Annotated in this window: 13 protein-coding genes and 1 pseudogene; 5 read left to right on the top strand and 9 right to left on the bottom strand. The window is 61.3% G+C overall.

Annotated elements, in window-relative coordinates:
• The first annotated feature begins 110 nt into the window (after positions 1–110).
• Positions 111–908, top strand: coding sequence for a DNA/RNA non-specific endonuclease (locus QU606_RS25750; RefSeq protein ID WP_069076156.1), 798 nt, complete (start codon positions 111–113; stop codon positions 906–908).
• Positions 909–934: 26 nt separating this feature from the next.
• On the opposite strand, the gene QU606_RS25745 is transcribed toward QU606_RS25750, so the two are convergent.
• The 4 genes and pseudogenes from QU606_RS25745 to QU606_RS25730 all read right to left on the bottom strand — a co-directional run bounded on the left by QU606_RS25745 (position 935) and on the right by QU606_RS25730 (position 3,620).
• Positions 935–1,114 (bottom strand): DUF1289 domain-containing protein, encoded by a 180-nt coding sequence (locus QU606_RS25745; RefSeq protein ID WP_024076581.1) that lies wholly within the window; start codon positions 1,112–1,114, stop codon positions 935–937.
• 33 nt (positions 1,115–1,147) lie between these two features.
• Positions 1,148–2,065: a CDF family Co(II)/Ni(II) efflux transporter DmeF gene (gene dmeF, locus QU606_RS25740; protein WP_304997778.1), complete on the bottom strand. Its 918-nt coding sequence runs from the start codon at positions 2,063–2,065 to the stop codon at positions 1,148–1,150.
• Complete coding sequence (locus QU606_RS25735) at positions 2,062–2,337, bottom strand: metal/formaldehyde-sensitive transcriptional repressor (protein ID WP_024076579.1); 276 nt, start codon at positions 2,335–2,337, stop codon at positions 2,062–2,064. Before QU606_RS25735 ends, dmeF begins: the two co-directional genes overlap by 4 nt.
• 75 nt (positions 2,338–2,412) lie before the next feature.
• Positions 2,413–3,620, bottom strand: a pseudogene (locus QU606_RS25730) (MFS transporter).
• Positions 3,621–3,700: 80 nt separating this feature from the next.
• Between QU606_RS25730 and QU606_RS25725 the strand changes: the two are divergent.
• Entirely contained in the window at positions 3,701–4,912 is a 1,212-nt protein-coding gene (locus QU606_RS25725; RefSeq protein WP_024076577.1) for a YeeE/YedE family protein, read from the top strand.
• 1 nt (position 4,913) lies between these two features.
• Here the strand turns inward: QU606_RS25725 and QU606_RS25720 are convergent, their stop codons facing one another.
• Positions 4,914–5,075, bottom strand: a complete 162-nt coding sequence (locus QU606_RS25720) for a DUF2986 domain-containing protein (RefSeq protein WP_024076576.1) — start codon at positions 5,073–5,075, stop codon at positions 4,914–4,916.
• Between the two features lie 165 nt (positions 5,076–5,240).
• On the opposite strand from QU606_RS25720, the gene panB reads away from it, so the two are divergent.
• Positions 5,241–6,056, top strand: coding sequence for a 3-methyl-2-oxobutanoate hydroxymethyltransferase (panB, locus tag QU606_RS25715; protein ID WP_304997777.1), 816 nt, complete (start codon positions 5,241–5,243; stop codon positions 6,054–6,056).
• Here the strand turns inward: panB and QU606_RS25710 are convergent.
• The 3 genes from QU606_RS25710 to QU606_RS25700 form a co-directional block, all read right to left on the bottom strand.
• On the bottom strand, positions 6,044–7,432 hold the full coding sequence (locus QU606_RS25710; RefSeq protein WP_304997776.1) for a PLP-dependent aminotransferase family protein: 1,389 nt from the start codon (positions 7,430–7,432) through the stop codon (positions 6,044–6,046). The two genes, panB and QU606_RS25710, sit on opposite strands and share 13 nt — an antisense overlap.
• 315 nt (positions 7,433–7,747) lie before the next feature.
• Positions 7,748–8,974, bottom strand: a complete 1,227-nt coding sequence (locus tag QU606_RS25705; RefSeq protein ID WP_150054517.1) for an MFS transporter — start codon at positions 8,972–8,974, stop codon at positions 7,748–7,750.
• 212 nt (positions 8,975–9,186) lie between these two features.
• The gene (locus tag QU606_RS25700) at positions 9,187–10,227 is read right to left on the bottom strand and encodes a serine aminopeptidase domain-containing protein (protein WP_304997774.1); all 1,041 of its coding nucleotides are present in this window, start codon (positions 10,225–10,227) and stop codon (positions 9,187–9,189) included.
• A 245-nt stretch (positions 10,228–10,472) separates the two neighbouring features.
• Here QU606_RS25700 and QU606_RS25695 point away from each other — a divergent pair, with 245 nt between their 5' ends.
• Both QU606_RS25695 and QU606_RS25690 read left to right on the top strand, forming a co-directional pair.
• Positions 10,473–10,979, top strand: coding sequence for a hypothetical protein (locus QU606_RS25695; protein WP_304997773.1), 507 nt, complete (start codon positions 10,473–10,475; stop codon positions 10,977–10,979).
• Between the two features lie 103 nt (positions 10,980–11,082).
• Positions 11,083–12,423, top strand: a complete 1,341-nt coding sequence (locus QU606_RS25690) for a hypothetical protein (protein ID WP_304997772.1) — start codon at positions 11,083–11,085, stop codon at positions 12,421–12,423.
• A gap of 23 nt (positions 12,424–12,446) precedes the next feature.
• Here QU606_RS25690 and QU606_RS25685 read toward each other — a convergent pair whose 3' ends face one another.
• Positions 12,447–14,468: a methyl-accepting chemotaxis protein gene (locus QU606_RS25685; RefSeq protein ID WP_304997771.1), complete on the bottom strand. Its 2,022-nt coding sequence runs from the start codon at positions 14,466–14,468 to the stop codon at positions 12,447–12,449.
• Positions 14,469–14,590: the final 122 nt, after the last annotated feature.

The raw sequence follows: 14,590 nt of genomic DNA, 5'->3' as shown, positions 1-14,590 counted from the left end.
GAGCGCGACAAGATCGGTAAGCCTGCGGCACCAAACGGATTTATCAGGGTCCATACGCCCCGCGCGATCATTCGCGCTCATCCGTTTACCCTCACCTTAAGATCTAAAGCATGTACCTACGCAACATTGCAGTCGGGCTGGCAGCCCTCGTTTTAGTCTCTACCGCCGTAGACGCTCGCGGCCCGGCAAACCCCTACACGTCCACGCAGCAACGTATCTCGTTTGACGGTTGCGCCGAACTCTTCCCCGCCGCGACACCGATCAACACGGCCACGGTGCCCGCCAGCATGAGGCCAATGGCCCTCTGTTCCGACCACTTCGCGGTGCTCTATTCGCAAACCAGCAAGACCCCGCTGGTGGTGGTCGAGCGCCTGAATGCCGCCCAGTTGAACGACGCCAAAGGCGAGGAGCGCACCAACCAGTTTTACCCCGACCCACGCATTCCCAAAGGTGGGCGCGCCGAGTTGAGCGACTACCGCAGCCAGCACCCGGCGATGGACCGTGGCCACCAATCCCCAGCCGCCGACGCGCCGAATGCCCATGCCATGGCACAGTCTTTCGCGCTGTCGAACATGGTGCCGCAAGACCCTACCAACAACCGCAAGATCTGGAGCAAGGTCGAAGCGGATGTGCGCAAGTTTGCCAAGCGCGCGGGCGGCGACGTGTATGTGTTCACCGGGCCGCTGTTCGATGCGGGCTACAGCACCATCGGCGACAACAAGGTCTGGGTGCCGACGCGCCTGTTCAAGTTGGTGTACGACGCCTCAAGCAAACGCGCCTGGGCCTACGTGTTGCCCAATGCCGAAACCCGTATCCAGAAACCGATGGACTACGACACCTTCGTGAAGAGTACCGGGCTCAAATTACTCGGCAACCTGCCGGTGACGGGTTCGGTGGGGCGTACGTGATGCTGGGTTGAGCGATACGCCCAGCGTTACTTGCCTTTTTTCAACGCCTTCAAGCGCGCTGTCGCTCGCTGTACGGCGGCCATTTTCTCGGGGCGTTTCATCCGTTTCCATTTACGGATGTCGTCCTTGGTCCGCCCGCAGCTGACGCACAACTCGCCACTCAACTGGCAGGTCGAGACACACGGGTTTTCGATTTCTTTAGCCAAGATTTCACCTGGGGATACCGTCAAGGGGCGCCGCTACGCGGCACGAAATTCAACCGTGAGGTGGCTCACTTCATGGACCGGCTTGAGGCGCAGGCGAATGCTCTCGGCATCCGCTGTCGGTTGGCCGACCACGCTGACGATGGCCGCATGCACACCGGGCCCGACCTGCCAGACGTGCAGGTCGGTAATCGTTGCATCGCCGGGTTGCTCCACCAGTTCGCGGATCTCGGCGGCGACGTGTTCGTCGGTCTGGTCCAGCAACACGCCGGCGGTCACGCCCATCAGGCTCCAGGCCCAGCGCGCAATCACGATGGCGCCGACGATGCCCATCACCGGGTCCAGCCATACCCAACCCAGGTACCGACCCGCCAGCAATGCGGCGATCGCCAGCACGGAGGTCAACGCATCGGCAAGCACGTGGATGTAGGCTGACCTGAGGTTGTTATCGTGGCCGTGGTGGTGATGGTCGTGATCATGGTCATGGCCGTGGCCGTGGCTATGCCCATGGCCCAACAGCAACGCACTGACGATATTGACCACCAGCCCGACGATAGCAATCAGGGTCGCCGTACCAAATTGCACTTCGGTCGGCTGGAGCAGGCGCATGAACGATTCGATACCGATGCCCAGGGCGACCAGCGCCAGGATCAGCGCCGAGGCGAAGCCGCCCAGGTCACCCACTTTGCCGGTGCCAAAGCTGTAGCGAGGGCTGTTCGCATGGCGCTTGGCGTAGGCATAGGCCGCCGCCGCAATGCCCAATGCGCCCGCATGGGTGGCCATATGAAAACCGTCGGCCAGCAGGGCCATGGAACCGGTCAGGGCGCCAGCGGCAATTTCCGCCACCATCATCACCACGGTCAGTATCACCACCCACAGCGTGCGCCGGGCGTTCTCGTCGTGGGCAGCCCCCAGGAAGACATGCTCGTGTGCCTGGCCATTCATGAGGGTCATTTGGAGTACCGCCGAATGGCTTCAAGCAATTCTTCGACGCCCTGGTTGCGCGCCTCTGTACTCAGTGACGGGTCAGCCACATGCGCCCTGGCGTGGTCCTCGATGATCTCTTCCATCAAACCGTTGATAGCACCGCGCGTGGCGGCCACCAGGTGCAGTGTCTTGGCGCAGTCGGCGTCTGACTCCAGCGCTTTTTCCAGCGCCTGAATCTGCCCGGCGATGCGTTTGACGCGTTTGATCAGGCTGTCTTTGTTTGCGGCTAGATGACCCACGGCATACCCCCCCTACCTATAATGCGGCGGATCATTGCATACCCCACCCCCCTATACAAGAAGGCTGTTGCAACGCTACTTCGGCCGGTGCAACTGGCGCCTTAGGGTATACAGCGCCACGCCCACCGCCAGCACACCGGATAACGCGCCCACCCCCAGCGCCCAGCGCGGGCCCAGGTGGTCGGCTACCCAACCGACGATGGGCGCCCCAATCGGCGTGCCGCCCAGGGCGACGCCCACGCGCAAGGCGATCACGCGGCCGCGCATGACGGGGTCGGTGCTGAGCTGCATCAGGCTGTTGGTGGTGTTGCTGAAGGTCATCGCACCCACGCCGATAATCACCAGCGCCACGGCAAACAACCAGTAGTTCGGAGCCAGGGCTGCCAGCGTGCAGCCCGCGCCGAACACTGCTGCACCCGTGAGCAGCGACTTGAACTGCGGGCGTTCGCGACCGGCGGCGAGCAGGGCGCCGGCGATCGTGCCGATGGCCAGGGTCGAGCTCAGCAGGCCGTAGGCGCGGGCATCGGCATGGAACACGCTGACCGCCATGGTCGAGATGAAAATCGGGAAGTTCATGCCAAAGGTGCCGATCAGGAACAGCATCAGCAGGATCGCCTTTAAGTCCGGTCGCGCCCACACATAGCGCAGCCCTTCGGTCAGACTGCCCTTGGAGCGCAGCGCGCGTACCTTCACCGGCTGGCCGGACACCCGCAGGAAAAACAGCGAAGCCAGCACCGCAAAAAAGCTCGTGCCATTGAGCAGGAACGCCCATCCGGTGCCTACCGATGCGATGGTCAAGCCCGCTACGGCCGGGCCGATCAGGCGCGCCATGTTGAACGAGGTGGAATTGAGCGCGATCGCATTGGACAAATCCTTCTCACCCACCAGCTCCGCGACGAAGATTTGTCGCACCGGTGCATCGAAAGCCGAGGCGCAACCGGACAAAAACGCGAACACATACACATGCCACAGCTCGACAAAACCGGTGATGGTGAACACCCCCAGCATCAGCGCCAGCATGCCCATGACCGCCTGGGTGACGATCAGTAACTTGCGTTGGTCATAGTGGTCGGCGTCCAGGGCAGCAAGAGCAACTGCGGCCCGAACTGCAACGACATGACGATGCCGACGGCGGCCGCGTTATGCGGGGTGAGCTGGGTCAGTACCAGCCAGTCCTGGGCGGTGCGCTGCATCCAGGTGCCGATATTGGAGACCAGTGCACCCGCCGCCCAGATGCGGTAGTTGACGCTGCGCAGGGAGCGGAAGGTTCCGAGCAAACTCATGAATACTCCAAAGATAAGCCGCCCCTGGGTTTATACTCGCCCCCTCGCAATCGTCCAACTTCACCCGAACCGAGATCCCCATGAGCACCTCTCTTTCCCTGACCCCTGCGCGCAAACCGCTTGCGCCCCTGGTGGCGTTTATCATCCTGCTGGTGGGCGCCGTGTTCCTGCAAAACACCGTCGGCGTGCGCCAGATGCTGTTGCTGGTGGTCGGCGCGGCGCTGGGCTTGACCCTCTATCACGCGGCGTTCGGCTTCACCTCGGCCTGGCGCGTATTTATCAATGATCGGCGTGGCGCCGGCCTGCGCGCGCAGATGGTGATGTTGGCGGTGGCGGTGCTGCTGTTCTTCCCGGCATTGGGGGCAGGCACGTTGTTCGGGCAACCGGTGGTCGGGCTGGTGGCGCCGGTCGGGGTGTCGGTGGTGTTTGGCGCATTTATCTTCGGCATTGGCATGCAACTGGGCGGCGGTTGTGCGTCGGGCACTCTGTTCACCGTGGGCGGCGGCAATGCGCGCATGTTGGTGACGTTGTTCTTCTTCATTTGCGGTTCGTTGATAGCTACGCACCATGTGGACTGGTGGTTTGCGCTGCCTGCGTTCCCCGCGACGTCCATCGTCAAAAGCTTCGGCGTGGTGCCGGCCTTGCTCATGAGCCTGGCGGTATTTGCGCTCATCGCGGTGGTGACTGTGCGGCTGGAAAAAGCCCGTCATGGTCAGCTTGAAGCGGGCGTGACCAGCGAACACCCAGGGCTGCGCCGCTTCCTGCGCGGGCCGTGGCCGCTGGTCTGGGGCGCGATTGGCCTGGCGCTGCTCAACTACGCAACGTTGGCCCTGGCCGGGCGGCCGTGGGGCATTACGTCGGCGTTCGCGTTGTGGGGGGCCAAGGCGGCGAGCGGGCTGGGGGTGGATGTGGCCAGTTGGGCGTTCTGGCAAATGCCTGGCAACGCCAAGGCCCTGGCCGCGCCAGTGTGGGAAGACATCACCAGCGTCATGGACATCGGCATCGTCCTCGGTGCGCTGCTGGCGGCCGGCCTGGCCGGGCGTTTCGCTCCCAGCCTGAACATCCCGGCACGCTCACTGGTAGCGGCGGTGATCGGTGGCCTGTTGCTCGGCTACGGCTCACGCCTGGCCTACGGCTGCAATATCGGCGCGTACTTCAGCGGTATCGCCTCGGGCAGCCTGCATGGCTGGGTTTGGCTGGTGGCGGCGTTTATCGGCAATAGCGTGGGTGTGCGCTTGCGGCCGTTTTTCTTTGCCGGTGAGCGGCCGCAGGTGGCGTTGAGCGGTTGCTGAGTCAACGTTCAGGGGAAATGTCTGGCGCCTGAGCGGCTTCAGCCGCCAGCTTTTCCCGCTCTGCTTTGCTGATGTATCTGTCTTTGCTTTTCGGCGCCAATTTGGCACTGGCCTTTTTCGCCTTGGCCTTGAATAGCTGCTGCAGTTTTTTCTGGCGGTTCATGTCGTCTTACCCGGTTGGTACAGGCTCGGGATGATACCAGCTTAAAAACCGCGGCCGTTCCCTGGGTCGCTTTTTCACGCCGATCTGTGCATTGAATCGCCTTTCCTTTCGCCAATAATCGGGCCCTGCAATCCCCCGAGTATTGAACGGCATAGGGAAGAAAAGATGAGCCTCCACACCCGTACCAAACGATTGACCGTGCCCCAACTGGTCGCCATGAAAGGCCGGCAGAAAATCGTCTCCCTCACGGCGTACACCAGTTCCATCGCCAAGCTGATCGACCCGCTCGTGGATTTCATCCTGGTCGGTGACTCCACGGCCATGGTCGGCTATGGCCGGGCTTCGACCTTGAGCATGCAGCTCGAAGAAATCATCGGCCACACCCGCGCCGTGGTCGACAGCACGCGGTTGGCGTGTGTCATCGCCGATATGCCATTTGGCAGTTATCAGGAATCCAACGAACAGGCCTTTCGCAATTGCGCCCAGGTACTGGTGCGTACCGGCTGCGATGCTGTGAAGCTGGAGGCCAACCAAGCGCTGGCAGGCACGGTTGAGTTCCTGGTGGCACGCGGTATTCCGGTGATGGCCCACGTGGGGCTGATGCCACAGTTCGTCAACGTGATGGGTGGGTTCAAGGCCCAGGGCCTCACGGCCCAGACCGCAGCAGTGGTCAGCAACGATGCCCGTGCCAGCCTGCAGGCGGGCGCCTTCAGCCTGTTGCTGGAAGGGGTGGCCGAAGGCGTGGCACGCCAGATCACCTTGGACTCGGCCATGCCCACCATTGGCATCGGCGCTTCGCCCGCCTGCGACGGCCAGGTACTGGTCACCGAAGACGTGCTGGGACTGGGCGGCGAGCACCTGCCGCGTTTTGTCAAACAGTACGCGGATGTCAGCGCGGTGATTCGTGATGCGTGCGAGCGGTTTGCCGAAGACGTGCGCCACGGTCGCTTCCCAGAAGCTCGGCACTGTTACGGGCTTTGACGAATTGCCTGGGCCAGCTGCCTCACAGCCTGGGCGATATCCTTGCTCCAGTCGAGGGTGTAGCTCAGGCGCAGAGACTGCTTCCAGGTACCTTGCTGGCTGAATAGTTCTCCAGGGGCGATGACGATGCGCTGGGCCAGCAGGTGCTCGAATACCCAGCGCATGTCGACCGTGCGACGGGTCTGCAACCAGAAACTCGCGCCCCCACGCGGCTCGACCACTTGCCATTCGCCGAGTGCTTCCAGCAGGGCTTTCATGCGCGTCATGCGCTCCAGCAACGCCGCCCGCAGCATCACCAAGTGCTGGTCGAGACGCTTGGAGGTAAGCAGTTTGGCGATCGCCTTCTGGCGGATCGGCGAGAGGCGAAACCCGCGCTCCATAAACAGCCGCTGCAAGTGCGGCGCCTGCCCGCGACACAGTACATAACCGTAGGGCGCTTCCGAGCCGATCACCTTGTCGAAGGTTGAAAACACCACCAGTCTTTGCGGGTCGGCATAGTCGCGATAGCGCGCGGGCCGAGGTTCGAAATACAGCTCGCCGTAGGTGTCATTCTCGAACAACCAGATATCCCGCTCTGCCAGCCAGCGGCAGACCTGCTGCTTGTCTTGCGCCGGTACCACGCCACCCTGGGGTATGTTGACCGTCGATGACAGCACTGCCAGGCGAATCGGCTCCTGTTTGAGCAATTCATGGAAGGCCGGCATGTTGAAGCGCCCGTCTGCTCCGAGGGGCACTTCGATCACGCGGATATTCGCCGCCTGCAACTGGCGCAGGATCGCCCACGAACACGGCGACTCCACCAGCGCCACCGTACCTCGCAGTTCGAGGGCGCTGAGTGACACGTCCAGCACAGTGTGCAGGTCTGAACCGATATACACCTGTTCGGCCTGCCAGTAAGGGGCTGTGGAGCAGGTGTAACGCTCGGCCAACGCCGTGCGCAACTCGGGCTCGCCGAATGGCAGGTACAGCGGCGTGAGTGAGCGCGGGTACTGGCGGGCTATTTCGCGCTCTATCATCAGTAAAGGGTTTTCCAGCGACAGCAGCATCGCCGGGGCGTCGCTGCTCAGGGCCAACATGCCGGGCTGGCGCGCGTTGGCGAACACCTGGTCGAGCAGGTTGGGCGAGTGTTCAGTCGATAAAGGCGCCGGTATCCACCGGGTGAAGTAACCGGACTTGGGTTTGGCGTAGATCCGTTCTTGATCCTCAAGCAGCGAGTAAGCGTACTTGGTTGTCGACACCGACACGCCCAGGCGTTGGGCCAAATGGCGCAGGGACGGCAGTTTGCGTTCGCCTTGGGAAGGGCTGGCTTCGATCCATTCGACGAGGTAGCGGTACACCGACTGATAGGCAAAAGAGGCGTCTTTAGGTTTATCCATGATCCTTTGAGCCGCTCGACCTGCGATTACGGGAAGACTTCGGATGTGGGGCCGGTCCAGTATCACGCAAGGCGATGGAATACGGAAACTTAACGCAGATGCCCACGATCAAGCCCTATACCCTCGCCATACCGGCCACGTGACTGGCTGCCGTCAAGGCCAACGTCGCCGCGCTCCCATGCCGAAAAAACCTGCACTATCGTGCATGGGTGCGACATGCCGGCTGACAGGCACGTGGCGGCGTGGGAGCAACCGGCGTCGCGGTTGGCGCGATGGCGGGCATTTATTGCGAAGGTCTCGGGTTGCAGGGCAGGCCTAGCCAGGCTGGGCCGCCAAGCTATTGCTGACATTACGCCCCAGCACCAGCACCGTCACAAAACCGCAGCCCACCAGGGCCGTGGCCAGGCTCAACAGCACCGAGCTGCCCAGTTGGTCGACGATCCGCCCGCCAAAGAACGAGCCCAAGGCAATGATTACCTGGAACAAGGCGACGAACAGCGGCATGCCGCGTTCGACATCCTTGGGCGCCACCACAAACATCCAGATACTGGCACAGGCCGGGAAGGCGCCGAAGGCGAAACCCCACAGCCCGATCAGCATCGCTGCGCCGGTCATCCCGGTGGCGAAGTGAGGGAACAGGGCGGTGCTGGTGCCGATCATCAGCGCGACCAGCAACAGGGTGTGACGCACGCTGCGGTTGGCGGCGAAACCGGCAAAGATATTACCGAACACCCCGGCCACGCCGAAGAGCAGCAACAGCGAGCCGATCGTCGGCCCGTCGAAGCCGGAGCTGTATTTGAAGAACGGCGCGACATAGGTGTAGGCCGCAAAGTGCGCCAAGCCGATCAACAGCACCGCGATCAACCCGACCCGCGCCTGTGGGTTGATAAACAACGCCGGCAGGTCGCTGATGCGAATGGCCTTCTCCGGGGTGAGCCGAGGCAGCAGGAACACCTGCGCCAGCAGCACCGGCACGCCCAGCAGCGCGGTGACCAGGAACGTCATGCGCCAGCCCATCAGGCCGCTGAGCCAGGTGCCGACGGGCACGCCGAGCACGGTGGCCAGGGTCACGCCCATCATGATGATCGAGGTGGCCTTCGCGACATCCACACCCTTGGGCGCCAGGCGCCCACTGAGGGCAATGGCCGTGGCCCAGAACCCGCCGATGCTGATGCCCAGCAAGACACGGCCGAACAGCAGCAGGTTGAAGTCACTGGCAAAGGCCACGACCGAGTTGGCGATGATCATGATCAACGTCAGGCCGATCAGCAGGTAGCGACGGTCCATCGCGCCAATGCTCACCGACAGAAACGGCGCGGCGAGGGCGGCCATGATGCCCGGCAGGGTCACCATCAGCCCGGCGTGGCCGGCACTGATACCGAGGTCGGCGGCGACGTCGTTGAGTACGCCCACCGGCAGGAACTCACTGGTCACCAGGGCGAAGGCGCCCACCGCGACCGAGAGAATCGCCAGCCACTGCTGTTTGACGCTTTGTTGATTATGTTCGGGACGGCCGCTGGGGGCCTGGAGGGCGCTTGGCATGATGCTGGGTTCCAAGGGGGATGTCGCCTGAGGCCAGGCGAAGGGGAAGAATTGGGAGGCGATTATAGGAATCGGGTTTGGCCACCCCATAGGCGAGCGGTTCGATAGTAATCATCAGTGTTATCGATGCGAGGCTGTTGAGCGTGATTGCCCAGGTCCGCCCATGCAGCCTGACTGATTGGCTGGCCGCCGTCTGTCCAGGGGGGATTTGTTTAACGCTGAAACGTCTGCGCCAGAAAGTCGCTGATCAGCGCTGTCACCTGTTTTTGAATCTGCGCCCGTGGTCGTGCGCCCTCACCATCTCGACAAATCATGCCGTCGCCTGGCGAACGCTCTTCGATCAATGCGACCGCCCCCGGCTTGCAGATCGACATAAAGCTGAAATGGTTGGCGTCGCTGATCGCCACGTAGCGCGTCGAGGCGGTTGGCAGGCGCTTGGCCAGGTCGGCAGACTCCAGTTCGGCAGGCATATCCTCCGACGGTACCCCGCCTGCAATCACCAAAACCGGCACCCGCAACGCCGCCAGGCTCGCGTTGGTCATGCCGCGTGACAGGCCCAGGTCCAATGACACTATGGCGGTGACGCGTTTATCGCTCAAGTCAGCGGCCAGTCGCGCCTTCCCGTCAGGTGTCCCGGCGGGGTTCATCTCCTGGTAGCCGATGCAACCGCCCAGCTTGGGGTGGGCGCCGCAGTCGCGGCTGAACAGGTCGGGGTCGAAACGCGCGCCGGCGATCTCCAGTACGGTCCAGCCGCCGAGGGAGTGGCCTGCCGCGGCAATCTGGTTTTTCGCCACCGCGCCAAATTGCTTCGGTTGCGCCAGGACTGCGTCGATGGCACGGCTCAGGTCGGCCGGGCGCTGCCATAACGCTGCGGCGGCCTGGGGGCTGCGGTCTTTGCTGGTAGTGCCGGGATGGTTGACCGCCGCCACGATATAACCCTGGTGCGCCAAAGCACTGGCCAGCCACACCTGTTTACCCCAATTACCGCCGTAACCATGGGAGAGCACAACCAGGGGATGTTCGCCGCTGGCCGGTGGTGCGTCGGGCACGGCGAGGGCGCCGATGAAGACGACGGAGTCGGCGATCAGCGTTGGCGTGGCGGTGGTGTTGGCGGGGTACCAGACCGCCAGTTCCAATGGGCGAGCGTGGTGGGCGTCGGGCAGGGTGGTGCTCTTGAAGCCGATGAGGGGGGCGTCAGCGAATGCGGGTGTGGCCAGGCAGGTCAGGAGCAGGGCGGCGAAGGTGGTTTTCACTGTTTTTATCGTCCTTGAAGTGAGGCGCGCATCATGACTTTAACCACTTGGTTTGAATAGTGTGCACGCGGGATTAGGACGTGGCTGACGTCATCCTACTGTTAAGTATGACGGAGCGGTCCTTAGTGTTTTTAGGAAGCGGCTGGCTTACCCGGGATAATAAATCGTGCATGTTAGGGGCGTCGTTCCTACTGCTGGCTTGTTAGCAAGCCGAGAGAGTAATTCCTGACGCTATGGTGATCACTATGAAACGCTCAACGGTGTTTTTGTTGTTGGCGTCTTGCATGAATGCAAGACGAGCCCTGCTTGCTGTGTTGGCTGTTTGCGTACTGGTTTTAGATAACGCAGCCTACGCGATAGATCGATCTATTACTAAAACCCAAACGCCGGACCCCGTTCTTGTGATATCGAATAATGCGGGTGTCGGATTAGCATTTTTTAACTTGGCTACCTCAGATTTCTCCAGTGGTACGCTACCTTATCCTAAACAATTATTAGGGGTCGACTGGAAGACGACCTACTATCCTCAGAGTATTAGCGAGTCGGTCGAGTTGTGCTACTACCGCCCCTACAGTTCTGAAAAGAACTGTGTTGCTATTAACCCGAACTCTTCCGGAACACTATCAGACTTTAATGGTGAGGCGTTCAACCATGGTTCGCGTGTCACCATCGGTCATACGGTACTAGGAGGAGTCCCTCCCTATGCTCGTCCTGCCGGCGTTGATTCAGTGACCTTTCGATATAGAGACTAGTCAGGTGCCCACTCAGGGGGCACTTTTACTGCAGCCTTCTGTGCTGACAATTGAACATTTTGAATGTAGGCAAGTTACAGCCGCCTCTACGGGGGGAGATTTTATGATTAACCTGACTTCTTATGCTTCGATAGCTCATGGTCGCCTGACAGGCAGTCCGGTGAATGTTGTTAGCCCGCCAACGCAACACAAGACTGATGCATCCTTGACTACAAGCAGTCGCGTTACCAACAGCACCGTATCGACGCTCGCCCATCAATTAAGCGAAGCCGCCACGCGCGCTGAAGCCCGTCGCGGTCAAAACACCCCCCATCCACTCGACTCGATTACGGGGGACACCTACCTCGCCAACAAAACGCAGCACGACGCAGAGCTTCCAAAGACCGCCACCCCAGAATTGCTGGCTCGCGCCCGTCAAGCAACCGCCTTCGTCAACGGGTTCGACAGCAACCCCTTCAAAGGCCTTGCGCGCGATCAATTGAGCTTGATCGCCCACGACGAGGGCGGTGCCTTTACCACCCATGAGCGACGTGCCGCGTTGCAGGAGATGCAAACTGTCGCTCCCCCAGTGGCGAGTAGCCCCAGGTCGGCAGGCATCAATGGCCGTGACCTGATGATCTCCCGCTTGTTCGGCCACCGTGAGCCGTCGGTTGCCCAGCCTCCGGCGACCTTTGAGAACACCACTCAAAGCGCTTTTGAATTCCTCAATCGCGATGATCGTGCCTTGATCTCGGATATGTATGCTTATGCGCAGGCGGAAGGTGCGGATCTGGGCTATGTGGATCGCCTGGCTTGGTCACTTGGCCACTACCGTCATTTGAGCGATGGGCGCCAGCTCTTGAGCGGCAACAATGGCTACGATTCGGACGGGTATCGAGTGACTTACAACTTCAAGGAAGAAGATGCTGCAATTGCCTCACGTATCCTGAAAGGTTCGGCGATCAACAGCACCCGCCTCGACCCAGGCTATTTGCGGCATATCCTGAATCCGGATTACGGAGCACTCTCAAATACAGGTGGTATGCCGTTCCTTGAACAGATGGTCATCAAATTCTCTGGCGAAGGGGCTTCACTGCCCTCGCTGGGCAATGAGTTCGCCACTTTAAAAACCGTCAAGATCAACGACAATATTGTGATCACCACGAATAAGAACATAAAACTACCGCCCTCCAAGGTACTCGCCGCTAGCGTCAACGGTACCTGGAGCCTCACCGAAGAAGGCAAAGCCGCCGGCTACACGTTAGACAAGGCCACCGGCAAGTTGCAACGGGCGACTGCCGCTGCAGACAATCCAGCGCCACACGGCTCCACCTCGCCTGTCCCCGTCGACAAAGCCCCCCATCGCACCCTCCTGGAGGCCCTCGCCACCAGCCGCAATCGGGCGCCTATGGGGGTGACCGGACCCGGTTATCTGTTCACGGTGATGAGAGCTATCAACCCCTGATGCGGCGGTCGTCGCCCTATACCCTAGGCATGGGTCAGCCCCGTCAACGTATCCGCAATGGTCTTGGTCCGTTGCGCCGTACCCTCCGTCGCCCGGCTCGACGCCTCCAGCACATCCAGCATCTCCCGCAGCGCACCCACCCCGGTGGACTGGTCTTCAATCTGCTGGGCCACGCGCTGGATCTCACTCGACAACAAGTCGATATCCACACCAATTTCCGCCGCATTCTTGCGCGTGATTTCCGCCAGCTTGCGCACCTCGTCCGCCACCACCGCAAAACCCCGGCCCAGGTCGCCCGCGCGCGCCGCTTCAATCGCGGCGTTGAGCGCCAGCAGGTTGGTCTGCCCGGCGATCTGCTGGATCACCTGCACAATCGACTGGATACGCAAACTCGACCCCGCCAGCGTGCGCGCGCCCTGCACCGCGACATCCGCCTGGCTGGACAGGCCCTCCACCGTGGCCCCGGCCTGGGCAGACACCGTGTTCTGCTGGCCAATCGTGCCCACCAGTTCATCCATCGAGGCGTGCAACTCACCGGAGTAGTGCTTGAGCTGCGAAGCGATGTCCTCCTGCTGGCGCTCGGCCTGGGCCAACACCAGGCCCAAGTCGGCCAGGCCTTCGAAGACTGGCAGGATATTGCGGTCCAGGCCTCGGGTATTCAGGGTGTCGGTGAAATCATTGTTCTTGAACGCCGCAATCTGCTTGACCACCACATGGTTCAACCCCGCCAGCTTCTTCACCTGACGCCGCAGGAAAAATGCCTTGAACTCGCCGTAATGGGCGATGAAATTGTCCACGTACTCATCACTGAAACTCGCACCCTTGGCCACCCGAAAGAAGAAAATCGCCGTCAGCGTCTGATTCAGGTTCAAGCCCAGAATCTCCCCGAAGGTCGAAAACCCCGCCAACGGCACATCCCCAAAAATGCCGGCCATGCTGCCCAGCTCGGTGCCGTTATTCAGTCGGCGCAAAATGCAGTCATTCAAAATCCCCGCCACCGGCTGGCCGCCCTTGCCACGCAAAAACTGCTCGTAGTCCAGGCGTGTGGCCTCACGCAATGGCGTACGTCGCACCATCACCAGCTCTTCGCCCGGCGCCACGTCGCAAAACAGCTGCACGATCTGCTGTTCATAGTCGATGCGTGCGATGGAGCGCACAAACAACTCACTGCCCACCCGAATCGCGAACGAGTAATCCGCCAGCTTCGACTCCAGTGCCTGGGGGGCGCAATTGAACGCATCACACAGCGCCTGCACCATGCTCTTGATATTGCCGCTGCTGTCGATCACCTGGTCAATCGTGCGGTCTTCCACCGAGGCGGTCAGCACACTGAAGGTCAAATCCGCGGCCTTGAAGTTTTGGCTTTTAAACACGCCAAAGCGCACATGGGCCGCGGTCTTGAGGAACACAATCTGTGCATGGTTCTGATAACTGCGCTGGCCATCGTGGATCAGCGTTTTCTGGAAATCCGACTTACCCCCAGCCGACCCGCCTACGAACAAGCATGGAAAACGCCCGGACTCATACAGCGCCTCCATGAAAAACGATTCCGACGCCGACAACCCATCGAACACCACGTAAGCCAAGGTGTCGCGGTGATCGATCGAGGTGTGCACCTGCACCCGCTTGATATTGGCCACCAACTTGGCGATCCGCTCCTGCATCCCCAAGCGCTTGCCGCCGCTGCGAATGTCCTCACACTCCAACGGCACCATCACCACCTCGGCAGAGGCAATCACACTGTCATCAAACAGCTGCAACACCATCCGGTCCCAGCGCTCGCCGGTCGCGCAATACAGCGAATCGGCGGCGTTGCACAGCTCACCGGAGGTGGTGCACAGGCTGATGGCGGTTTGCGGAAAGCGACGCTTGAGCTTGGCGGCGACCTGGTCGATGTCCAGGTGGGGGGAGATGAAACCGGTGATCAGGGTGGGTGTGATGCGCAGGGTGGCCAATGAGGACTCCAATTCATTGGCGGTGCAGGTGAGGGTGGCGGTGCCTTGACGATCGGCCCGGGCTTTTTTTAGAAGGGAAAGTGGGTTCATAGGGCTGGCTCGAACGGGTGGAGGGGCGCAGGTCATAGGCATGCGGTTAGTAGGGTTATCGGCGGGTTCGGTGAGGGCTGGAGGGGAGGACGCAAAGATGCGACGAATGAGCGCAGGGCACT

It is taken from the genome of Pseudomonas sp. OVF7, from assembly GCF_030644265.1.
Lineage (GTDB): Bacteria > Pseudomonadota > Gammaproteobacteria > Pseudomonadales > Pseudomonadaceae > Aquipseudomonas > Aquipseudomonas gorinensis.
The sequence above is the reverse complement of the archived record's forward strand: the minus strand, read 5'-3'. Positions and strand labels throughout refer to the sequence as shown.

Excerpts from the sequence above, each read along its gene's own strand:
- QU606_RS25750 (WP_069076156.1), top strand. The coding sequence starts at position 111 with ATGTACCTACGCAACATTGCAGTCGGGCTGGCAGCCCTCGTTTTAGTC.
- dmeF (WP_304997778.1), bottom strand. The coding sequence starts at position 2,065 with ATGACCCTCATGAATGGCCAGGCACACGAGCATGTCTTCCTGGGGGCT.
- QU606_RS25725 (WP_024076577.1), top strand. The coding sequence starts at position 3,701 with ATGAGCACCTCTCTTTCCCTGACCCCTGCGCGCAAACCGCTTGCGCCC.
- QU606_RS25720 (WP_024076576.1), bottom strand. The coding sequence starts at position 5,075 with ATGAACCGCCAGAAAAAACTGCAGCAGCTATTCAAGGCCAAGGCGAAA.
- panB (WP_304997777.1), top strand. The coding sequence starts at position 5,241 with ATGAGCCTCCACACCCGTACCAAACGATTGACCGTGCCCCAACTGGTC.
- QU606_RS25710 (WP_304997776.1), bottom strand. The coding sequence starts at position 7,432 with ATGGATAAACCTAAAGACGCCTCTTTTGCCTATCAGTCGGTGTACCGC.
- QU606_RS25705 (WP_150054517.1), bottom strand. The coding sequence starts at position 8,974 with ATGCCAAGCGCCCTCCAGGCCCCCAGCGGCCGTCCCGAACATAATCAA.
- QU606_RS25695 (WP_304997773.1), top strand. The coding sequence starts at position 10,473 with ATGAAACGCTCAACGGTGTTTTTGTTGTTGGCGTCTTGCATGAATGCA.
- QU606_RS25690 (WP_304997772.1), top strand. The coding sequence starts at position 11,083 with ATGATTAACCTGACTTCTTATGCTTCGATAGCTCATGGTCGCCTGACA.
- QU606_RS25685 (WP_304997771.1), bottom strand. The coding sequence starts at position 14,468 with ATGAACCCACTTTCCCTTCTAAAAAAAGCCCGGGCCGATCGTCAAGGC.